This is a genomic window from Cohnella cellulosilytica, assembly GCF_042431195.1.
GTDB classification, from domain to species: Bacteria; Bacillota; Bacilli; order Paenibacillales; family Paenibacillaceae; genus Cohnella; species Cohnella cellulosilytica.
The window spans coordinates 133,810-155,949 of sequence record NZ_JBHMDN010000028.1; the positions used below are offsets into that span (position 1 = coordinate 133,810).

General features: G+C 55.2%; 18 protein-coding genes. 6 read left to right on the forward strand and 12 right to left on the reverse strand.

Annotated features, from left to right (window positions below; genetic code table 11):
- Window positions 1-35: 35 nt before the first annotated feature.
- Window positions 36-1,469 carry a dihydrolipoyl dehydrogenase gene (lpdA, locus tag ACFFT4_RS20360; protein ID WP_378050652.1) on the reverse strand — a complete coding sequence of 478 codons (1,434 nt, stop codon included), beginning with the start codon at window positions 1,467-1,469 and terminating at the stop codon, window positions 36-38.
- 627 nt (window positions 1,470-2,096) lie between these two features.
- On the opposite strand from lpdA, the gene ACFFT4_RS20365 reads away from it, so the two are divergent.
- Together ACFFT4_RS20365 and ACFFT4_RS20370 are read left to right on the forward strand one after the other, a co-directional pair.
- Window positions 2,097-3,026, forward strand: coding sequence for a transposase (locus tag ACFFT4_RS20365; protein ID WP_378050653.1), 930 nt, complete (start codon window positions 2,097-2,099; stop codon window positions 3,024-3,026).
- Between the two features lie 558 nt (window positions 3,027-3,584).
- Window positions 3,585-3,929, forward strand: a complete 345-nt coding sequence (locus ACFFT4_RS20370; protein ID WP_378050654.1) for a DUF2627 family protein — start codon at window positions 3,585-3,587, stop codon at window positions 3,927-3,929.
- 29 nt (window positions 3,930-3,958) lie between these two features.
- Here the strand turns inward: ACFFT4_RS20370 and ACFFT4_RS20375 are convergent, their stop codons facing one another.
- The 9 genes from ACFFT4_RS20375 to ACFFT4_RS20415 all read right to left on the reverse strand — a co-directional run bounded on the left by ACFFT4_RS20375 (window position 3,959) and on the right by ACFFT4_RS20415 (window position 13,225).
- Window positions 3,959-4,243, reverse strand: coding sequence for a hypothetical protein (locus ACFFT4_RS20375; RefSeq protein WP_378050655.1), 285 nt, complete (start codon window positions 4,241-4,243; stop codon window positions 3,959-3,961).
- A 106-nt stretch (window positions 4,244-4,349) separates the two neighbouring features.
- The gene (locus ACFFT4_RS20380) at window positions 4,350-5,483 is read right to left on the reverse strand and encodes a sensor histidine kinase (RefSeq protein WP_378050656.1); all 1,134 of its coding nucleotides are present in this window, start codon (window positions 5,481-5,483) and stop codon (window positions 4,350-4,352) included.
- Window positions 5,473-6,171: a response regulator transcription factor gene (locus ACFFT4_RS20385; RefSeq protein ID WP_378050657.1), complete on the reverse strand. Its 699-nt coding sequence runs from the start codon at window positions 6,169-6,171 to the stop codon at window positions 5,473-5,475. Before ACFFT4_RS20385 ends, ACFFT4_RS20380 begins: the two co-directional genes overlap by 11 nt.
- A 213-nt stretch (window positions 6,172-6,384) precedes the next feature.
- Entirely contained in the window at window positions 6,385-7,560 is a 1,176-nt protein-coding gene (locus ACFFT4_RS20390) for a peptidylprolyl isomerase (RefSeq protein ID WP_378050658.1), read from the reverse strand.
- Window positions 7,561-7,826: 266 nt separating this feature from the next.
- Window positions 7,827-8,975, reverse strand: a complete 1,149-nt coding sequence (locus ACFFT4_RS20395) for an alpha/beta hydrolase (protein WP_378050659.1) — start codon at window positions 8,973-8,975, stop codon at window positions 7,827-7,829.
- A 2-nt stretch (window positions 8,976-8,977) separates the two neighbouring features.
- Window positions 8,978-9,997: a glycoside hydrolase family 88/105 protein gene (locus ACFFT4_RS20400; RefSeq protein ID WP_378050699.1), complete on the reverse strand. Its 1,020-nt coding sequence runs from the start codon at window positions 9,995-9,997 to the stop codon at window positions 8,978-8,980.
- Window positions 9,998-10,080: 83 nt separating this feature from the next.
- Window positions 10,081-10,911 carry a carbohydrate ABC transporter permease gene (locus ACFFT4_RS20405; protein WP_378050660.1) on the reverse strand — a complete coding sequence of 277 codons (831 nt, stop codon included), beginning with the start codon at window positions 10,909-10,911 and terminating at the stop codon, window positions 10,081-10,083.
- A gap of 22 nt (window positions 10,912-10,933) precedes the next feature.
- A complete protein-coding gene (locus ACFFT4_RS20410; RefSeq protein WP_378050661.1) occupies window positions 10,934-11,806 on the reverse strand; it encodes a carbohydrate ABC transporter permease in 873 nt (290 codons plus the stop codon).
- A gap of 99 nt (window positions 11,807-11,905) precedes the next feature.
- Window positions 11,906-13,225: an ABC transporter substrate-binding protein gene (locus ACFFT4_RS20415; RefSeq protein ID WP_378050662.1), complete on the reverse strand. Its 1,320-nt coding sequence runs from the start codon at window positions 13,223-13,225 to the stop codon at window positions 11,906-11,908.
- 279 nt (window positions 13,226-13,504) lie between these two features.
- On the opposite strand from ACFFT4_RS20415, the gene ACFFT4_RS20420 reads away from it, so the two are divergent.
- From ACFFT4_RS20420 to ACFFT4_RS20435, 4 genes are all read left to right on the forward strand, one after another.
- The gene (locus tag ACFFT4_RS20420; RefSeq protein WP_378050663.1) at window positions 13,505-15,349 is read left to right on the forward strand and encodes a sensor histidine kinase; all 1,845 of its coding nucleotides are present in this window, start codon (window positions 13,505-13,507) and stop codon (window positions 15,347-15,349) included.
- A complete protein-coding gene (locus tag ACFFT4_RS20425) occupies window positions 15,346-16,605 on the forward strand; it encodes a helix-turn-helix domain-containing protein (RefSeq protein ID WP_378050664.1) in 1,260 nt (419 codons plus the stop codon). Before ACFFT4_RS20420 ends, ACFFT4_RS20425 begins: the two co-directional genes overlap by 4 nt.
- Window positions 16,606-16,715: 110 nt before the next feature.
- Complete coding sequence (locus ACFFT4_RS20430; protein ID WP_378050665.1) at window positions 16,716-18,329, forward strand: helix-turn-helix domain-containing protein; 1,614 nt, start codon at window positions 16,716-16,718, stop codon at window positions 18,327-18,329.
- 146 nt (window positions 18,330-18,475) lie between these two features.
- Window positions 18,476-19,504 carry an iron-hydroxamate ABC transporter substrate-binding protein gene (locus tag ACFFT4_RS20435; protein WP_378050666.1) on the forward strand — a complete coding sequence of 343 codons (1,029 nt, stop codon included), beginning with the start codon at window positions 18,476-18,478 and terminating at the stop codon, window positions 19,502-19,504.
- A 130-nt stretch (window positions 19,505-19,634) separates the two neighbouring features.
- On the opposite strand, the gene spo0A is transcribed toward ACFFT4_RS20435, so the two are convergent.
- Together spo0A and spoIVB are read right to left on the reverse strand one after the other, a co-directional pair.
- Window positions 19,635-20,450 (reverse strand): sporulation transcription factor Spo0A, encoded by an 816-nt coding sequence (gene spo0A / locus ACFFT4_RS20440; protein ID WP_378050667.1) that lies wholly within the window; start codon window positions 20,448-20,450, stop codon window positions 19,635-19,637.
- Between the two features lie 240 nt (window positions 20,451-20,690).
- Complete coding sequence (gene spoIVB, locus ACFFT4_RS20445; RefSeq protein ID WP_378050668.1) at window positions 20,691-22,022, reverse strand: SpoIVB peptidase; 1,332 nt, start codon at window positions 22,020-22,022, stop codon at window positions 20,691-20,693.
- Between the last annotated feature and the right edge of the window lie 118 nt (window positions 22,023-22,140).

Below are 22,140 nucleotides of genomic sequence, written 5' to 3' on the forward strand. Positions count from 1 at the left end.
ATCCTTCGGGTTGAGCCTTCTGGTATCGCTCGCGATCAGGCATGTCCCGCGCTGCCTTCCAGCGCGAGCATCGTTTCCTGCATCGCCTCCGACAGCGTCGGATGAGGGTGAATCGTTCTCCCGATCTCCCACGGAATCGCATCCAGCAGCTTCGCGAGCGAAGCTTCGGCAATCAGCTCCGTCGCATGCGCTCCGACCAGGTGAACGCCCAGCAGATCCCCCGTCGCCGAGTCCGCGACCACTTTCGCAAAGCCGTCGCTCTCCCCGTACACCAGCGCTTTGCCTAAAATTCGCAACGGCAGCTTGGCCGTCCGCACCTGGAAGCCTTCCGCTTTTGCGTTCTCCTCCGTCCAGCCGATCGCGGCCGCCTCCGGGCGGGAATAGATACAACGCGGAACGTCGCGATCGGCCGCCCTGGACGGCTTGTTCCCGGTCAGATGCTCGATCGCCGTCGCCGCCTCGTGCATAGCCGCGTGCGCCAGTTGAACGCCTCCGATGCAGTCTCCGATCGCGTAAATATGGGATTCTCCCGTCTGCAGCGTTTGGGAGTTCACTTTAATAAAGCCTTTCTCCGCCTTGACATCGGTGTTCTCCAATCCGAGCGTCTCGACATTGCCGATTCTGCCGACGGATACGAGCATCCTCTCGGCGCCGAGTGCGACCGCTTCGCCGCTTGCCGTCGCGGCCTGAATTTCGATCCCCTGCTCCGACATACGGCAGCTTTCCGCTTGAATCGAGGCACCCGTGTGAATCGTAACGCCCCTCTTCTTCAGCGCCTTCGCGATTTCGGAGCCGATGTCCTTGTCCTCGGTCGGGAGCAGCCGTTCCGCCGCCTCGACGATCGTCACCTTCGTTCCGAAGTCGCTGAGCATCGACGCCCACTCGACTCCTATAACGCCTCCTCCGACGATCAGGATCGAAGACGGACGGCTCGTCCAGGCCAGCGCTTCATCGCTTGTCGCGATCCGTTCTCCGTCGTAATCCAGCCCTTCGAGCTTGCGAGGCCGGGACCCCGTTGCAATCACGACGTTTTTGGGCACGATCGTCTCCGCTTCCCCATCCGCCAGCTCAACCGCGATCGCACCGCTTTTCGGCGAAAAAATCGACGGGCCGATAATGCGGCCGCTCCCGTTAACGACCTCGATTTTGTGCTGCTTCATCAGCGCCTGCAGCCCTTTGTGAAGCTGCTCTACGATATGGTCTTTCCGCTTCAGCACCGCTCCCCAATCCACCGAAGCGGTCCCTTCCGCTATTTGAATTCCATAGGATGCGGCTTCTCCGATTGTCGCGTATACTTCCGCGCTTCTCAGCAAAGACTTGCTAGGAATGCAGCCTCTATGCAGGCAAGTCCCTCCCAGCTTGTCCTTTTCGATCACGACGACGCTAAGTCCGGCTTGCGCCGCCTTCACCGCAGCCGTATAGCCTCCCGGCCCTCCGCCCAAGATGGCGACATCGACTTCGATTGGCATAGTTTCCCCTCCGTATGTAAGCTCACGTTCCCATTGTACCTTTTTTTCGCGGACGGAACAAAGGACCCGGTCGGCCTCCGCGGCCTTTTCGGCGCATTCGCGGGTATCCCCTCCGATCAGTTTGCTCCGTTTTTCGCCCTCGCCTCTCGTTTTCCTTCCTATTTTCCGGTATCCCCTTCCGTCAGTTAGTCTTAGTGCATACCCTCCTCCGCCCCTCTTTTTGCCGCTATCCCCTTCCGTCAGCTTATCTTTGCACCTCCCCACTGCCTCCTCTCTTTTCCGCTATCCCTTTTGCTCAGACGCCCCTTTTTTCCTCTTCTATATTCCAAAATTTTCCACTCAACCATCCCCTTCAATCAGTTTCCCCCTCCCGCACCTCCTTTTTTCCACATTTCGCCAAATGGTCTCGCCTTGTTGCTGTTTTCCTACAGGCTTTGCCGGTATCCCCGCAACTCAGAAAGAAAGCGTCAAACGCCTGTGCATCCTCATTTCGGGAGTCATCCGACGACATTCCACGCTCTCGCAAAAATTATTATCAATTCATATTCAAAAATCATTTAAATAAGAACAAATGTTTGGTATAATAAAAAGAGAACATAAGTTCGCTGGGGTAGGGAGGAGATTTTTTTGAGTCTGAAAGAAGCTGCGGAAAAATTCCAAAAGTTTTGCTCCATCTATAAGGAGGAAGCGGATTGCTTCTCCCCTCTATTCGAGTTGAAATGGCCCGACGGTTTTCGCTGCCCGCATTGCGATCACCGGCAGTTTTATCTCATTCCTACCCGCCGAATTCCGCTGTACGAATGCCGGGCCTGCCATACTCAAACTTCTTTAATCGCCGGCACCATCATGGAAAGAAGCCGAACTCCTCTTCACCGCTGGTTCCAGGCAATCTATTTGCATGCACAACCGCGTTGCATCAATGCCCGCCAACTTTCCGAAGCCATCAACGTCACCTACAAAACCGCCTGGCTTATCTGCCATAAAATCCGCCGAGCGATGTCTCTAAGGGAATCCAACCGATTGCTTTCGGGAATTGTCCGCGTTTCGGACACGATTTATTGCAAACGCCTGACTCCCTCCTTCGACTGGCATCAACAAGAGCAACCGCTGCTCGTCGGCGCCTCCGATTCGAATAACGGCGTTTTGAGTCCCATCGTTATTAAACTTCAATCGAAAGCTCCGTTAAAAGACAAATACGATTGCCCGGATACGGCCCCTTTTATTCGCGAACATGTAAACCCTGCCGACGTGAAAAATACGATCGTTACCCGAAGGTATGGACGCGACATGAACAAAAAGCTGGCCTGGATGGGTTACGACGTAACATGGTGGATCGCCAGAGTATTTCTGGGCATAGGTCCCAAACATCTGCAAGCTTACCTTAATCAATTTTGTTATTACTACAATCGCAGTCGTTCCACCCTATACATCCAATTGCTTGCCGATTGTCTTCACTCTCCCGCGATTACTTATCCCGAGCTTACGAAACCCACGGCCAACGGCCGTTCGAGCCGATTGCTTCGTTCCGCAAGAAATCCATCTCAACAAACAGGGTAACTTCTTTGTCCTGGTGCATAGGCGGAGGTTATTGCGTCAAATTCTAACCGAAGAGACTAGGCTTCCTAACGTGAAACCCTGGCTGCTACGAGGTTTGCATGTGAACTGAGCGGCGGGGATAGCTTAGCATCAAAAAACAGCCCACCCTATTCCTTGCGTATTTTATACTTATATAGGTGATATTTATCATAATTTATATGCCGGATAGCCACTTCCTGAGCCACGGGGATACCCGCAAATGGAGTTAAATATGAGGAGTAGAGAAATTCAGGAAAGTACAGGAATTGAAGAGAGTACAGGAATTCAGGAGAATTCAGGATTACAGGAATCCAAGAGTACGGGAGTATAGAGGACAGAGAGGAATGGGGAGCCAAAAAAATAAAATTTAAGCGGTAATCGGCCTGAGTCACGGGGATAGCGACAAATACGCGGAATAGCGACAAACACGTGGGATAGTCGCAAAGACGAGGGAAAGAGGGATTGGTTACGCATTCATGGACAAATCCCTAGAAAGTAGGTATGATTAGGAGATGGGAAGGAGGAGGACTTCATCATCCTATGAAACTGCTTATTCAGCGGCTAATCGCTATAATGATGCTGGTTATCCCCGGTATTGCGGCCGCCTATGGCTTTTTGCTTATGAAAGACGCAGTATACGACTACTTCGCAAAAATTGGCGATATTAACAATAGCTCCCCGGACTTCGCTTGGGGGATGTTTATCGGCGGAGCGATCCTTTTTCTGATCGGCATCGGCTTTATCGGGGGTTGGATTTTCTTCCGGGACCGCAAGCATAATTACTTGTCTTCGCGTTTTCGGCCGAAAGTTCCGCGTCCGCCCCGACCGCAGAGAACGCCGCAAACGAATGACGGCAACTCTCCTCAGGATGCCAATTCCGATTGATTAGCCTTATCGCTGCATTTAACCGGGCTCTATCTCCCCAGGGTGACAGAGCCTATGCCTCGTTTTTCCCCCTTGTTCATTTCCGTTCTGCTCGCAGCCAGTTCCATCGACCTTGCGATCGCTTTCATGCGAACCAGCCGATTTTGTTCCGACTCGTCCAAGCTTCCGAATCGCTTGTCCTGAAACAGATCGATCAACGTCAAGCGGCATGCGTTCCAAGCCAGCGCCTCTTCGACCAAAATATGGATGCATAAAGAGTAACAGTGCACTTCGACCGCCCTCAAAGTTTCCACTCGATTGCTATAGTCCATCATCTTGACACCTTCCCCCGTATCCCCGTCCTGGTCCTTTTATCTTCATTACCCTTTATATTGTAAAGGAAACTTTTAAAACAATTGAAAAGCAAATCATAAGATTCTCTTAAGACGGCTGCTCGGGAGAAGCTTGCGCCGCCGGACCAGGCTGCGTCAAGGGGAGTCGTACGCGGAAATTCGTGCTATCGCCGTCGCTCGTCACCGTAATCGTACCTCCGTGCTTATCCACGATGCCTTTGGCTATGGCCAGCCCCAGCCCCGATCCTCCTTCGTGCTCCGTCCGCGATTTGTCCACGCGATAGAAGCGCTCGAACAAATGCGCCAAGTCCGCATCGGGGATCGCTTCTCCGTAGTTGACGACCTCTACGACCACGGCTTCGTTCAGTTTGTTCAAGTAGATGTCCACTCTCCCCCCGGACGCTCCGTAATTAATCGCGTTGATGAGCAGGTTCTCGAACACGCGAACCAGCTTATCCGGATCGCCCTCGATCTGCAATTCGGTCACATTAGAGATCAGCTTGCCGGTCACCTTGGCCGTTTCCAGCGATAAGCGATAATGGACAAGCAATTGGTTCATCATTTCGACAAGATTAAAGGCTTGACGCCTCAGCGGGATGACGTCGTGCCTCATTCGGGTATACTCGAAAAGGTCCTGGATCAGAACGTTTAGCCGTTCCGACTTGGCGTAAGCGACCTGCACATAGTGACGCAGCTCTACTTCGTCCCTGTAGCGATCTTGTTCGATGAGGCCCAGATACCCGATAATCGAAGTCAGCGGCGTGCGCAGATCGTGCGATACGTTCGTGATCAGTTCATTCTTCGTCTGCTCGGCCTTTCGTTCTTCATCCAGCGATCGCTTAAGCTCCAGCACGAGCAAATTCACATTATGGGCCAGCAAGGAAACTTCGTTGTTCATCTTGACGGGAACTTGATCGTCGAAATTCCCTTTAAGCGCAATATGCTCGACGGACTGACTCAGCTTGTCGTAATAGCTGAATCTCCTCCAATTGAGCAGCACCATATAGATAATAAACAGAATGAAGCAGCCGAGCAGAATAAGCGGAGTCTCGCCAAACGTATAATACAGACCGCGCAGAAACGAGCGCTGAGTATCGTTGTCCCGCGTCATTCTCTCCAAAATAATAATGGACAAATAACAAGTGATGACCGCAAGAACTGCGCTGAGCACGATTTGCCATAGGAGTCTCCACGCCATGCGGGCCGCGATGCTAGATCTCAATTTTATAGCCTACCCCCCATACGGTCGTGATCAGCTTCCGTCCCATCTCCTGCTCAAGCTTGTCCCTTAGTTTGCTAATGTGAACCATGACGGTGTTATTCGATTCGAAATATTTTTCTTTCCACACCTGCTGAAAAATATCTTCCGCAGAAAACACGCGGCCGGGATTGCTCGCCAGCAGATGCAAAATCCCGAACTCCGTCGAGGTCAGGTGAATCGCCCGTCCGTCGACTTCGGCCGTATGAGTCGTTTTGCTGATCGTAAGCTCGTTGATTTTGATCGTGCCGTCCTCATCCGCCGCAGACGCGGCCTGCGTTCCGTACTGGTACGCCCGTCTGAGCAGCGTCTTGACCCTTACGACCAACTCGAGCGGATTAAACGGCTTAACGACGTAATCGTCCGCTCCCGTCATTAGGCCGAGTATTTTGTCCATATCCTCCGCTTTGGCGCTCACCATCAAGATCGGAATCGACGCGGTCTCCCGAACGCGCCTGCACACTTCCATCCCGTCCATCTTGGGCATCATAATATCGAGCACAAGCAAATGAAAGCTCCGGCTTTGCAGCTTGCTCAGAGCTTCCTCTCCATCGTGCGCCTGATCGGTATCGAAGCCTTCGTTGCGCAAATAAATATCGATCAGGTTGGCGATTTCGCGGTCGTCGTCGACGATTAGAATGGATTTGGACATGTTTCCAGCTGCTCCTTTGTTTCGCTTGCGAATTAATCCGTCGTCTTATCCTTCCCACTATACCGTATTCGTCCGCTTCCTGTCCGCAGTTGAAGGCAGGTTTTACACTTCTTAAGGAAGGCTTAAGGTAATTTTTAAGTTTTAGGCCTTATCGATAAAATAAACAGCCGCCCCTCCGTAAGAGAGGGACGGCTGTCGGGTTAGCCGGTTGCGTTATTCCGCTGGCTGCGAAGCTTCCGGACTTGCCGGAGCCGAGGCCACCGGGGCCGAAGCTTCCTGATCTGCGGCAACCAAATTTTTATAGTTGCGATCCGTCTTCAACTCGGCAAGCCATGCGACTGCATCCGTGCTCATCTTCTCGCTATAATATGCTTCCTTAACGTCCGGTTTCACCGTATCGTATTCGGGAACGACCGCTTCCTGAATATCGGTTACTTTGATAATGTGGAAGCCGTTGTCCGCTTCTACGACCTCGCTCGTCTCGCCTTTGGCGAGCGCGAACGCAGCCGTCTCGAAACGCTGGTTCATCACGCCGCGGCCGAAAAATCCGAGATCCCCGCCCTGATCCTTGGAGCCCGGATCCTGCGACTTCTCCTTCGCAAGCGCGGCGAAATCCTTGCCGCCCTTCAATTCCGCGAGCACAGCTTCGGCTTCTTCCTGCGTGTTCACCAGAATGTGCGAAGCCTTGATTTCTTTCGGAGTCGTGGCGAAGGTGGAATCTTTATTTTCTTCGAAATACGCCTTCAGCTCATCCTCGGTTACCGGATGCGAGCTCTCGAAGAGCAGCTTGATTTTCAGATTCGGCAAAATTTGCGTGTCCTTGAGATCCTCCATGGACATTCCGGCCTGCATCAGAGCGGCGTTCATATCTTCGTCGGTCTCGAACCCGTAAGCCTTTTTGAAGTTTTCCAGCTCGCGCTGAACATCTTCGTCGCTCACCGCAACGCCGGCTTTCTCCGATTCCAGCTCGATAATCTTCGTTTGGGCGATATCGTCGATCAGGGCCACCAATTGATCTTCGCCCAGCCGGTTTTTCACCTCGTCGTAGATGTCCGTCTTTTTGATCGTATAGCCGTCCATTTCCCCAATCGTCTCATCGCCCGCGGCGCTCGACGTATTGCGAATCAGGACGAATACGAGCACGACAATCGCGATCGCCGCGATCGCCCATGGCACGATGACGGCGGAGGACCCGCGAGCCGGCGCAGCCGCGCTTCCCGCGTTAGCCAATGCCGGCGCTCCGCCAGTCGGCAAGACTACCTCGCGCGCCTTACCCAGCTCGACCGCCGAATGCGGAGCAGCGGTTTCCTCCAGCTCCTTTTCGATCGATTCATTTGTTAATGGTTGTTCTTCCTTATCTTGAAGATCATTTTCTTTGTTATCGCTCATTCCCACAATTCCCCCTCGTTTTTATGGACAACCATTCATTCACTATACCAGATTTTCAGAAATAAACCTTAAAGGCTCCTAAATTTTTTCCCAAATTTGCGGCGAGTGCGCGTGCTTGCTGTGAGCAATTAAATCGCATTCGAATGGTTGGAGGAAAGACGAGGAGGGACAACGCAGGAAAAGCCGATCTGTCCGGCCATTCGACGATGGCCGGCAGACAGCGGAACGATGTTTTGGCGCTTGTTCGGCAAGGTCAATGCTCAGATTTAAAGCCGATCGTCCAGCCAGGCGTATGCATCTGCCTGCATCGCGGCATTGAATTCGTGGACGGAATCGTACAAGGCGGGCGTAAACCGTTCGGGCACGCCCGCTTTGACGTATACGCCGGCCACGAGCTCGATCGCCCGCTCGCCTGTGCGTTCCGGAAACAGCGTATCACGCTTGCCGTGAATGACCATCAGCGGCTTGGGCGCGCACAGCGAGACGACGTCCGGATAATCCATCGCGCGATACAGTCCCGGCACGTTCCACATCCAGTGAATATTGGCGATGCGCCGGGCGACCATCTCCCGGTGCCGCGCCATCCAGCAGACGACGACCGCGCACTTGATCCGATCGTCCAGGGCGCCAAGCCAGCCGGACCGGTGCCCGCCCATCGACAGGCCGATGCAGCCGATCCGCTGCGGATCGACTTCCGGCATCGCGCTCAGCACGCTCACGGCGGCTCTGTCGTCCCGCAGGCAAATGCCGGCCGCGGTTCCCCCCGAATAAGAGATCGCTTTGGCCAGCTCCGCCTCGATCCGGTTGAACTGGATCTCGTTGTAGGCACGAATGTAAGCCTCCGATTCGGGCTCGAAGACGCCCAGCTCGCCGTGAAACTCGGCCAGTTCCTCGATTCGGAAACGGCGCTCCCCGAAAAACAAATTATCCGCCACCAGAGTGACATAACCTCGCTTGGCCAACTCAGAAGCGGGCGGCCGTCCCCCGTACGCGCCGTCGATAAAGCGGGCCAGCACCGGGTGCGGCTCGCGGTGCTCGACCACCTTTTCCTTGCCCCAATACTGCATGCCGCCGTGATCGTGCAGCACGACGACCGCCGGCGCGGGAGCCGTCAGCCCTTTGGGCACGAGCAAATACGCGGAAACCCGAATGCCCGGCGCGCTATCGAAGCTGAGCCGGCGCCGGACGTAATCGCCGAAATCCTCCTCTTCGTCAAACTCGACGTTCGGCGGCACGGACGTCTGTTCGACAAGCAGCTGCTGCGCAATAAATGCCCGCGCTTCATCCCGCCAGCTTAACAAGTCCTCCGACGCGAATCGCCCGTGCAGGAAGGAAAGTCCGAACTCCGAATTCTCCAGCGGCTCCCGCAAAAAACGAAAGCTCGGATCGTCCAGCAGTGGAAAATTGACCGCCATCGTTATCCCTCCGTCTTCAGCAGCCGGGACAGGAAAGCCAGCGTCAGCCCTTGTCCCCAGCCCTGGATTCTTTTCACCGATATGCCCTTATAACCGTCCGCGTCGTCCATGACAGCGGTTCCCGCCGACACTCCGGTCACCGTCCCGTCCTCGGCCACGCGGGCGACGATGCCGGCAAGCGCCCGCTCCGTCTGTCTGCGATACAGCGCGCCCCGGCTGGCCAGAGCGGCGGCGATGCCGGCGGAAGCCGACGTCTCCGCATACGATTCGGGATCGTTCAGCACGGTGGGCCACAGGCCCGTCTCGTCCTGCAGCCGAACCAGCGCGCTGAGTTGGTCGCGCAGCGAGCCGTCGATCATCATGTACGAAGGGTGCTGCACCTTGACATGCTTGAGCGCCCCGGCCATCGTAAGCGCCGCCCAGGCATTGCCGCGCGCCCAGAAGACGGCCGACAGATGGCTCTGGCTCGCTTCGTCCCAGCCGTGGTAATACAAATTCGTCGTGCCGTCCTGAAGCAGCTCCTCATGCCCGTGATACTGCCTCAGCCCTTCCTCCAAATAATCGCTTCGCTGCAGCCGCGAGCCGATGCGGACGAGGAAATATCCGGCCATCATCATCGTGTCCACCCAAGCCTGCTGGGGAAATTTGAACCCTTCGCCGACCGTATGCTCGAACACCCCGTTCGGCAGCCGGGGCGCTTCCTTCAGCAAATAATCGGCCATCCGCTCTGCCGCCTCCAAATAGCGGCGGTCCTCGGTCGCCTGATGCAGCGTCAACAGCAGGTGGCCGACCGCCATGGCGTTAACGGTAAAGGGCGGCAGCCCTTCCTCCAGCCGTTCGTCCGCCCAGTTGCGAAGCTTCTCCAAATACGAAGCGTTGCCCGTCGCCTCGTAGGCTTCGGCCACTCCGAAATAGGCGACTCCGCCGGGCCAATCCCAAGTAAAATCCATTTTGAACGTGCGATCGACGATCCGGTCGATCAGTTCGGTCAAAGCTTCCTTGTTTACGAAATCGGGAATCATCGTTCCGCTCCTTTCAACAAGCTTGTCGCGGCCTTTCGCTCCCCCGCCCGTCGCCGTAATGCCGCGCGCCTCTTCACCGCCGCTCATCCTTTTACCGCTCCCGCGATCAGGGCGCTCTCGATTTTGCGCTGCAGCAGCAGGAAGAGCACGATGCTCGGCAGCACGATAACGATCGACGCCGCGAACAGCTGCCCGTAATCGCTCCCGTACATGCTCTGGAAAGCGGCCAGCGCCACCGGGACGGTGCGCGAGCTGTCCCCGGTCGTCAAGATGAGCGCATACAGGAAATCGTTCCAGGCGGTCAGGAAAATGAGCACCGCGGCGCTGGCCATCACCGGCGCGGACAGCGGCAAAATGATTTTCGCGAACGTTCCGAGAAAACCTGCTCCGTCGATATACGCGGCCTCTTCGATCTCCCGCGGAATCGTCAGAAAATAGCTTCTCATAATGTAGATGACGACCGGCATCGCCAGCGCCGTATAGACCAGCACCAAGCCGAGCTTCGTATCATAAAGCCCGATCTCCTTGACGAACACGTATACCGGAAAAATGATCGCCGTCACCGGAATGAGCAGCGACATCGACAGCATCGCGTAGAGCGGCCCCTTTAGCCGGAACTGGAATCTCGCGAACACGTAAGACGACATGCTGAATACCAGCAAACTCAGCAATATGCACGCCGCCGAGATCACCAGGCTGTTCGAATAGTAAGCCGCCAGCGGCAAATTGCCGAACGCCCCGGTATAGTTCGAGAAGCCGAACGCGCGCGGGAGCGAGAAGGACGAGGTTAATATTTCCTGATTGGATTTGAAAGAGGATAGCAGCGTCCACAAGATCGGCACAAGGGAAATCACGACGACCAGCGCCAGAAACAGCCGCCGAATGAATCCCAACGCATATTTTCCTATCGGCATTTGGCTTGCGCTCCTTCCGGTCTCAATAGTCGGACCGTCCCATCCTGAACACCCGGGTAATGATCAGTATGCTGATCATGCCGATGAGAATGGTAACCGTGCCCAGCGTGTTGGAATAGCTCAAATGATTGTTGTTCATCGCCGCCCGGTAGATCAGAATCGGCAAATTGATCGTCTCGTTGCCCGGTCCCCCTACGGTCGTCAAGTAGATGATTTCGAACGATTTGAGGACATTCACCGTCGTCAAAATCATCGCCGTTCCGATCACGTTCCGCAGCAGCGGCAGCGTAATATGAAAAACCGTCCGAAGCTCGCCCGCTCCGTCCATTTTCGCCGATTCGATAATTTCACCCGGAATGGACGCCAGCTCCGCGGAGATAAGCAGTGTCAAAATGCCCCCGTAAATGACCGAAGTGAACGTCACCGTCCAGAACGCCGTTCTCGTATCCTGATACCAGTTCAGCGCCAGCTGATCCAGCCCGACCAGCTCCAGCAGGCCATTGATCGGCCCGATCGCCGGATTGAACACGATATAGAACAGAAAAGCAACCGCGGCAATCGGCAGCATGTTCGGAATCAGATACACCGTTCTCACAAAGCGGGAAAAGCGCGTCTTCCTCGCGGTCAGCAGCGCCACGAGCAGCCCCATGCCCACGTAGATCGTCCAATGCGCCAGCAGCCATACAAGCGTATTCACCAGCGCCTTCTTGAACTCCCCGTCCGTCAGCAGGCTTCTGTAATTGTCGAGACCGACGTACGTCATCGCCGACGCCAGGCGCCATTCCGTGAAGGACGAAATCGCCACCGTGGCGATCGGATACGCGTAAAACGCGGCAAACAGCAGCAGCGTCGGCGCCAGAAACGTCCATATCCACCCTTTTTGTCGTAAGTGCATCCGCGTTCTCTCCATTCTCCCCGGCGTCCCGACGGGACCGCCTTCCCGCGGGCGTTATCCCCCTCGCTCAGAAGACAGCCCCGTTAAGCGCCGCCGGACTTACTTGTTGGCCGCTTCCGTCAGCCGCTTGGCGAACTGCTCCGGTGTGGATGCGCCTGTCCCCAATGCGGCCAGCTCCTGCGAAATGATCGCCGAGACGCTGGATTGATACACCCGCCACGGAGACATCATCCGATATTGAACGTCGTCCCTCATGTTGATGTAATCCTGCAGCAGCGGATCGACCTCGTATTCGCTCAGGTTGATGCTCGTATCCACCGGCATGAAGTCCAGCATTTCCAGACGGACGCCCTGGTCCTCTTTATTATTGAAATGCTTGATGAACTCGTAGGCGGCTTTCGCCTTCGCATCGTCTTTGGAGCCGCTGAACCACGCGTACGCCGGGAACGAGAAAATGCCGTTGTTCGGGAACATCGCCACGCCGACCTTGTCTCCGAAGCCTTCCGGCGCGCCGTCCCGAATGAGCGAAATGTCCCACGTTCCCGTGGAGAAAATAGCAGTCTTCTCATTAAAGAAGTTGTTCTGGGCCACCGCGTAATCTCCGCCGATGGCATCCTTCGTGGTGTAGTTCATGTACATGTTCTGCAACTGTTTGGCCGCTTCGATAAACTCGGGCGTCTCGTAGCTGCCCGGCGAAGGGGTCAACGCAAACCGGTTGCCCTCGGCGCTTTGCGTGCCGGTCAGCGCCAGCAGCATGCTGCTGGATACGAACACGTTTTTCGTCTCCAGGGAGAGCGGAGCGACCCCCGTCTCCTTCAACTTCTCGAGATTGGCGAAAAATTCGTCCCACGTTCCGGCCGGCGTAATGCCTGCTTTCTCGAACATTTCCTTGTTGTAGAAATAGCCGTAAAAATCTTTGTGACTCGAAATGCCGTACACATGCTCCGTTCCGTTGTTCCAATCCTCCAAATCGCCCTGATCCAGCTGCCCATTAAAGTCCGCGTCCTGATCGAGCATCGGCTTGAGATCGGTGAGCAGGTTGGCGTTTTTGGCGATCTCGATCATATCCTTGTCGTTCGTCAGGAACACGTCCGGCAGTTCTCCGGAGGAAATCAGCACCTTGAGCTTGCCGTCCATGCTGTTGTTGCCCGCTCCGGCGATCTCCTCGACTTTCACGTCGATATTCGGATGCTCGTCCTTGAACGCCTGCAATCTTTGCTTCCAATAAGGCGCGAACGGATGGGAACCGACGAATTCGGTAAATACTTGTATCGATACCTTTGCTTCCCCCGGAGCCGCGCTTCCGCCCGGCTCGGGCGAGGCGGAACTGCCGGAATTGCCGCCACAGGCGGCCAGTGCAAGCATCGGAACCATTGCCGCCGCCGTCAGCAGCGAACGCAAGCGTATCGTTTGTGCCATGATGAGCTCCCCTTTTTGTGATCGAATGAAGTATCGCGGCAGGCCTGCAAGCGATTACAGTTTCAGGTTAAACGATCCGCCCCCCGAAGAGAAGGGATGGAATTGACTTGGACATTCAATATTTTTACGTTTTGGCACTGAAAGCATGCACTCGCTTTCATAAAGTTGAGGGATTTTTACTTTTCGTTGCGATTTTGTGTTTTATGCCGTTGAATAGAGGAGTTGGAGATCTTGCAGCCAATACTGTAGCCTATACCTTTCTGCCGGAGGCGCTCCATCATGACCTATGCCCGCTTGCTCGTCCGACTCTGGGATGCCATCTGGAATTATTCGCTGAAGCGGAAAATGCTGACGTTCTCCCTGCTGATGATCATGATCCCGACGCTGGTCATCGGCTTCTACTTCATCCGTGTCGTCGATTCGATTTTGACGGACAACAATTACAAGGAATTCGAACGATTAAGCGAAAATATCTATCTCAACCTGTCCGCGCAGATCGACTTGATCGAGAACACTTACTTCAATCTGATCAGCGATCCGCTGTTCCGGGACAATGTGGATAAGCTGCAGCTGGCAGGAGAAGACAAGCTTCGGGCCAACGAGCAGATCGATCTGCGCATGCAGAGCTTCCTCTACTTCAACTATCCGTGGAACAGCAAGCTGCTGCAGTCCATCTACGTGTTCATCGACGAGGAGACGAGCTATTTTTACGATTACAACAACATTTATTACAACAATTTCTCGTACAACAACGAGGATCGGAACAAAAGCATGGTACAGACGGTCGGCCTGTCCTGGGCCGAGGTTCGTTCGCTGATCGGGGGGAACGAACGGATCAATCGCCTCGTCCCTCCAGATGAAGAGAACGGGATGCTGTATTACGCCCGAGATTTTTACGATATTTATCGGGTGCAGTTCAAAGGGATGATCGTGCTTGGCATCGACGAGGAGGTGCTGTCGCGTATTTACAGCAATGCGCTGCAATCCGAACGTTCTTTCGGAGCCGTTATGAATCGGAACGGCGTCTTCCTCTCACATTCGGACAAAAGCCTGCTCGGCCGGTTCGCACCCCAGCAGCTCGCTCGTCTGAGCCGGACAGCAGCCTTCGAGGAAATCGTCATCGACGGAGAAACCTATCTGGCTTCCGCCAGAGACATCGGCAGCCGCGGGCTGACGACCGTCATCGCGATTCCGAAGGACGAAGTATTCGCCGAGCTGATTGCCGGCATTCGCAACTATTTGATGCTGCTCCTGCTGTTCTTCTCGCTGCTGCTCGTCATTCATCTGCTGCTGTCGTCCCGGGTATCGCGGCAAATTACGAGCTGGATTCGCAAAATCGAGACGGTGCAGCAAGGCAACTACGACATCCGGATGGAAGATTTCAAGGAATACGAGCTGAGCAAGTTAAGCCGGATTTTCAACGAAATGACGAGGCAAATCAAATATTTGATCCAGGAAGTGTACCAGAAACGGCTGCTGATCAAGGAGGCCGAGTTGAAATCGCTGCAGGCTCAGATGAATCCGCATTTCCTGTTCAATACGCTGCTGTCCATCGGCTGGAAAGCCAAAATGTCCGGAGACGAGGAAGTATACAACATGGTCTCTTCCCTCAGCGAGCTGATGAAATCGTCCATCTACAGCGGTCCCGGAGACAAGACGACCGTCGGCAGCGAGCTGCAAAACGTCGATTTTTATTTGTATTTGCAGCAGGCGAGATTCGGGAATAAAATCGAGATCGACCGCGGCGGCATCGATGAGCGCGTGAAAGAGTACTACCTCCCGAAGCTGTGCCTGCAGCCGCTCGTGGAAAACGCGATCGTACACGGCCTGGAAAGCAAAATCGGACGCTGCCTGCTTCGCATCAGCGCGCAGGAGAGAGCCGGAGAGCTCGTGTTCGAGATCGAGGACAACGGAGTCGGCTTCGACGCCCGCGTACTCGATCTGGACGGCGCCGCTCTCTCCGCTCCGCCGCTGCCGAACCATTCCAACATCGGCCTGGTCAATACGCACAAGCGCATCCGGTATTTGTACGGGGACGATTACGGGCTGACCGTCCGCAGCGCGATCGGGCAAGGCACGCGGGTAACGGTAACTCTCCCGCTGGACAGAGGTGACGAACGATGACCTACAAAGTGATGATTGCCGACGACGAGCCGATCATCCGCGACGGCCTGAAAAGCTTCATCGACTGGAGCTCGCTCGGCTGCGAGATCGTCGCGATCGCCGACAACGGCTTGCAGGCCAGAAGCCTGCTGAATACCCTGCCCGTCGACATCGTGCTGGCCGACATCCGCATGCCGGGCATGAGCGGCATCGAGCTGGCGGAATTCGCGCAGAGCCGCCATCCCGGGGTCAAGCTGATCATTCTGACCGGTCATGCCCAGTTCTCCTACGCGCAGTCGGCCATCAAGTACGGAGTCGTCGACTTTATCGTCAAATCGAATCCGCTCGAGCAGGTAACGGAGGCGGTTCGCAAAGCCATTGCCCTGATCGAGCGGGAACGGGAGCAATTCCGGAAGGTGGAGCGGCTTGAGCGGCAGATCGACGACGACCGCCGCGAAATCCGCGGCAAGCTGCTGCTCGACGCCATCCGCCGAATCGTCTCCGATCCCGGAGAGCTGAAAGCCCGAGCGGCCGATCTCGGACTTGATCTGGGCCGCTACCGGATCATGCTGCTCAAGCTGCGCCGCTCTCCCGGCCCGGAGCGGGAGCCGGATGCCGAGGAACGGATGCGGTATTTGCAAGCCGTTTCCAGACTGTACGAGCTTGCTTTTCGACGCTACCGCCCGTACCTGCTGTACGTGGACGACAAGAGCCTGTGCGCGATTCCGCGCTTCGGGGAGCAGGGCGGAGACGCCGGCTTCGAAGCAGCCGGCGCGCATTTCGAGCAGACCTTGCAGGCGACCGCATCGGGAAACGGCTTGTCCGTTGTCATCGGACTCAGCGACGTGAGCGGCGACCCCGCGGAGCTGCCTGCCCTGTACCGGCAAGCGCTGGACCGACTCGCTGCCGATGCCGCCGAGAACGCACCCAAGCTTCGCCAGGCCGTCTCGCAGCATGCGGTTATCGGCAAAATCGTCGATTACATCGCCGCTTGTTACGAGGAGAAAATTTCGCTGGAATCGCTCGCCGAACAATTCCACATGAACGCCAGTTATCTCAGCCGCTTGTTCAAGAAAGAAATCGGCGAATCGTTGATCGACTACCTTACCCGGCTGAGAATCGATAAGGCCCGGCAACTGCTGATGGAGACGGATTATATCGTACTTGAAATCGCAACGCGGGTCGGCTTCGGCGACGCCTCCTATTTCTCGAACACGTTCAAGAGGCTCACCGGGCTAAGCCCCAGGGAGTATAAGCAGACCCACAGAGGAGGTTAAGCGAAGCCCCGTTTCGCATTGCGCGAAAATCGTCCCTTTCACGGGGCCCTGTTTATTTTCCGCGAAATTGCTACAATAGTAGAATTAACAATGCAGGAGCTTATGCCGCTATGAACAAATTCTCGTCCGCGCGGATATGGGAATGGAAGCAGAATTCTGCTCCCGTTACGGTCAAAACCGAATGCGCCCTGCTGCTCTACACCGAGGGCAGGGCCAACGTTTATTTCAACCGCAAGCGCCACGCCTTGACCGGCAAGCATTTGCTTTACGTGCAGCCGCAGGCCAGCATTACGCTGGAGCCTGTCGGAAAAGGCGCAAGCGCGGTTTACGGTCTCTTTTTTCACAGCTACCGGCTGCAAAACAAAACAACCGATACGTTAACTTACTGTCTGGACTATACGAAGCTGCCGAACAACGGCTTTATCCTGAAGCCGCTGCCGCCTTCCATACCCGGAATCGTTCGGCAATTGATCCGGCTGCAGGTGGAGTCTCCGTTCGACGAATATGCTTGTGACCGCTGCATCGAAGAGCTCGTCCAGCATATTTCCAAGCAGATGAATACGAAACCGCTGAGCCGTCCCTCCGCGCAGGAAGCGGTCGAAGAGACGATGCATGCGATGCTCAAGCATTGCGAACGTAACTGGAACCGGGATGCCGTCGCCGGCGACAGGCGGTTTAATACGAGCCATTTGTCGCGGGCCTTTAAACAGCACAGCGGATACAGCTTCTCCGCCTTTCTGTCCAAGGTCAGACTCAATCGCGCCAAAATCTTGCTGTTATCCTCCGACATGACGCTGGACGCCATCGCCCACCGGGTCGGTTTTCTTAGCGGGCTGTATTTGAGCCGCCGATTCAAGCAGGACTGCGGCCTGTCGCCGAGCGAATACCGCCAGCAGCTGCGCCGGGAGCCGCTGCGCGTAGCCGCAATGACGCAGGCCGGCAATCTGCTCGCCGTAGGCATTCAGCCGGTCGCCGCCTCGCTGGCGCCATGGAATACGGCGGCCGTGCTGCACCGGGAGCTGCTCGCCGGCGGCACCGCCGATTGCTTCGAGTTCGAGGATCTCGAGCTGCTGAGTGCGCTTCGTCCCGATCTCCTTCTTATCCCCGAGTACACGCTGATTCAAAATGCTCGCAAGCTTCAGCAGCTGGAACGAGTGGCTTCCGTGCTGTTTTTTCCGTCGTTCGGCGTCGATCCGTTCGCACAACTGCGCCAGCTTGCCGGGGTGGTGGGCAGGGCGGAAGCCGCGGAACGATGGATCGCCGACTTCGAAGCAAGTGGTCAAGCTTGGAGACGACAAATGCAGGCGCTGATTCCTCCGACTGAATCCGTCGCGCTTTACGAGCTGCGAGGCACGGAGCAGATCATCCTCTGGCAGCTGGGGGCGCGGGGCAACTGCAACTTATACCGCACGCTCCGGTGGCTTCCCCCCGATTCCATAAAACGCGACGTGTTGGACAAGGAGACTATGCTGTGTTTGCCCCTTGCCGATTTGCCCGATTATTGCGCGGATCATATGTTTGTCATCGTGGGAGATTCCGAGGACGCTTACGACCGGTTTTATGTGAATATCAAAGATCATCCGGTCTGGTCTTCGCTTGAAGCTTATCGCAAGAAGCGTATCTATCGGCTGCCGCTGTCCGCCTTTTGGGCCGATGACGCATTAACGCTGGACAGACAGCTTCCCCTGCTGGCGGACGCGGTTGAAGCGGCCCCTATGCTTTAGCGAACACCCCTCCTCCTTAAAATGCAACGAAAATCCATGGAAATATCGCGACAATGTGAAATAGTGCCCGCTCCGGCTGCTGGCTATAATGAGTTGGTAGTTAATAAAGAGAATCATTCTCAATTAAAGGAGCGGGTACGCAAGCCATGTATTTCAAATTTAAGTTGGACAAGCGCTATCGATTGGGATGGGCGCTATGTATTGCCGCCATGCTGTTGTTGTCCGCGTGCGGAGCGGACAAGTCCGAATCTGCGACGAGCGCGGCTCCGTCCGCAAGCTCGGCTTCGGAAGCTCCGGCTTCGAGCCCGGCCTCTTCCGGGAGCCCGGCAGACCATACGGACAATTCCGCCGGGGAAGCGACAAGAACGTTCGGCACCATCATGGGGGACGTGGAAATTCCTGCTCACCCTCAGCGCATTATCGCTCAGGGGCTTCTCCCCTATTTTCTCATGTTCGACGTGAAGCCGATCGGGAGCACGAGCTGGGAGATCGAGTATCCCCATCTCGCCGGGTTAACGGACGGCATCGAGGATACGGGCTTCATCGACAACGCATCCGTCGAAAAAATTCTGTCGCTGCAACCGGACCTGATCGTCACCGTCGAACCGACGTTGTACGAGCCATTCAGCAAAATCGCTCCGACCGTCGTTATTCCGTACGACAAAATCGGGGACGTCCACGAGGATACGCGATTGTTCGGGGAGCTGCTCGGCAAGCAGGACGAAGCCGAACAAATTCTGGCCGAGTTCGACCGCAAAACCGAGGAAACCAAAGAAAAGCTAAGTCCCATTCTTAACGGGAACGAAACCTTCTCCTTGGTCGGAGCCTTCGATAAAACCTACTACATTTACGGAAGCGGCATTTACCGCGGCGGGCTGACTCTATATAAGTATCTCGGCTTAAGGGCCCCGTCGATCATCCAGGAGCAGATCATCGACAAGAACAAGGATCTGCTGGAAATCTCCCTCGAGAAAATTCCGGAGTACGCCGGAGACCACATTTTCCTGGATGTCTCCAACGGCGCGTCCTTCGATGAATCCGGCGGCCTCTGGCAATCCATCGCCGCCGTCAAAAACGGCAAGGTCCACAAGCTCGATACCGACATCTTCTGGCCCTACGATCCGCTCGCCATCAGCCAGCAGATGGACGAGATCGTGAAGATGCTGCTGCCCTAAACGGCAAGCCAACAAAAACACCGCCCTCCGTCGACAGTTTCGGGACCGTCGCATGGGGGCGGTGTTTATTCGAGAGCTGCTGGATAACGCCTACAATAAGGGAATCCCTTTATGGTTTACCTCAAGTCTTTTAGCTCACCTTATGCTCGATCCGCAGCTTGTCGGCCACCATCGCGATGAACTCCGAATTCGTCGGCTTCGACTTCGCGATGTTGATCGTGTAGCCGAACAGATGGCTGATCGAATCGATGTTGCCCCGCGTCCAGGCGACTTCGATCGCATGGCGGATGGCCCGTTCGACGCGGCTAGGCGTCGTCTTGAACTTCTCCGCGATAGCCGGGTAGAGCGTCTTGGTGATGGCGCCGAGGATTTCGATGTTGTTGTAGACCATCGTGATCGCTTCGCGCAAATACTGATAACCTTTAATGTGCGCCGGAACGCCGATTTCATGGATAATGCTCGTAATGTTGGCGTCGAGATTTTTCGGCTTGCCGATCTGTACGACATTGGAACGACCGGAGCTTCCGCCCGGCATGCTCGACGTCGTAACCGACGATGTCGCGGAATTGCCGGCCAGCTGGCGAATGCGGTTGGCCAGAACATCCATATCGAACGGTTTAAGTATGTAATAAGAAGCGCCTAGTTGAACCGCACGCTGCGTGATGTTCTCTTGTCCGAAAGCGGTAAGCATAATGATCTTGGGCATCGGCGACAAATTCATATCCCGCAGTTTCTCCAGAACGCCCAATCCGTCCAGGTGCGGCATAATAATATCGAGGATCATGACATCGGGTACTCTTCGTGTTTCTTCCAGCTGACGGATGACCTCTTCTCCGTTGTACGCCACACCGATGACCGTCATATCATCCTGCTCTTGGATGTACTCTGATAACAAGTTTGTAAATTCTCGGTTGTCGTCTGCTAAGAACACTTCAATACGTGGCAATGTCTGGTCCTCCCTTTCTCTTATGCGAGAATAAATTGACGAAAAACGCTCACCGTTTCTCTGATAATCCGATTTCGACATCCCCTTGGCGGATTCCTTCTCGATTAAAAATTTTTTCTTTATTTATTATTGAAAATCGAATATAATTAATCATTTACGCCACAACACGTCAAAACACGATTCATTTCTTACATTTTCGACAATTGTTCGGTTTTCGCGGAATAAACAAAATCTAAGGCGTTAAACCGCCTTAGAGATCGTTTGTTCCGGATTCAGCATAATTCCCGCGTCCTGCAGCATCCATTCGATAAAGCAGCCATAGCCCGACGAAGGATCGTTGACGAACACGTGGGTGACCGCGCCGACTAATTTGCCGTTTTGAATGATCGGACTGCCGCTCATTCCCTGCACGATGCCTCCGGTTCTCTCCAGCAGCTTCGGGTCGGTAATTTTAATGACCATGCCTTTCGTGGCGGGAGAGGACTGCTTGGATACATGGACGATCTGGATATCGAATTTCTCGACCTTCTGCTTCTCCACGACCGTCAGGATCTGCGCGGGTCCTTCCTTCACTTCCTCCGCAAAGGCGACCGAGACCGGTTCGGGATTGTAGGAATGCTCGGGAAGCTGCCTCATCTTGCCGAAAATGCCGAACGAAGTGTTGCGCTCCACGCTGCCCAACGTACGGCCTTCCTTTAGAAAATGCGCCCTCTTCTCGCCCGGCTCCCCGCTCTGGCTTTTGTTGATCGAGGAGACGCTCGACTGTAAAATTTCGCCGCTGCCGACAACAATCGGAGTCTGCGTATCCATGTCCGTTATAACATGCCCGAGCGCGCCGTACACGCCTTGATCCGGAGCATAGAAGGTCAACGTTCCGACGCCGGCCGCCGAATCCCGAATGTACAGCCCCAGACGCCAGGCTTTGTCCTCTTCGTCGTACGCCGGGTTAATCGACGTCCGGAACCTCTCCTTGCCCCTCTGCACTAACAGCTTCAGCGGCTCGCCATTGCGTCCCGCTTCTTCCGAATAAGCCGCGATCTTGGAAATATCGTCGCAAGGATGCCCGTTGATTTCCACGATCAGGTCGCCCAATCTGAGCTTGGCCGCTTCGCCCGGAGACATTTTCGAATTGTCCTTCGTGGTGACCAAGTGATGGCCGACGACCATAATGCCCGCGGATTTCACCTTGACGCCGATCGTCTGTCCCCCCGGTATGACCCGCAAATCGGGAATGACCTGCAGACGGACGGTCTTGAACGGGATTTTGCCGAACAGCTTCATCTGCAGATGAGTTTCGCCGCTCGATTTCGGTTGAATGGATAAAGGCTGTCTGAGATCCACTTGAACCGAAGCGTCCTGGCTGCCGTTTACGGCGGCCACCTGCGGGTTCAAGCTGACTTGGGCATGCACCGGAATCGCGTAATGCAACGATACCGGCTGTCCCTGAAAAAGTCTGACCCGATTCGGAAATTCCGCGAAATGCTGAAAAGGCGTCGAGCACACGGTAATAATCAGCATAAGAACGACAACGAGACCGATGCGGCGGCGTTTCCTGGAGTGTTGCTGGTACAAGTTCTCACGCTCCCTTACAGTCTGGATCGGCTCTCTGTATGTCGCCGATAACGTACCTATAAGGTAACCGTGGCTTGCTCCTTTTATGTTCTCAAAAAGCTTCCTACCCGATTGATTT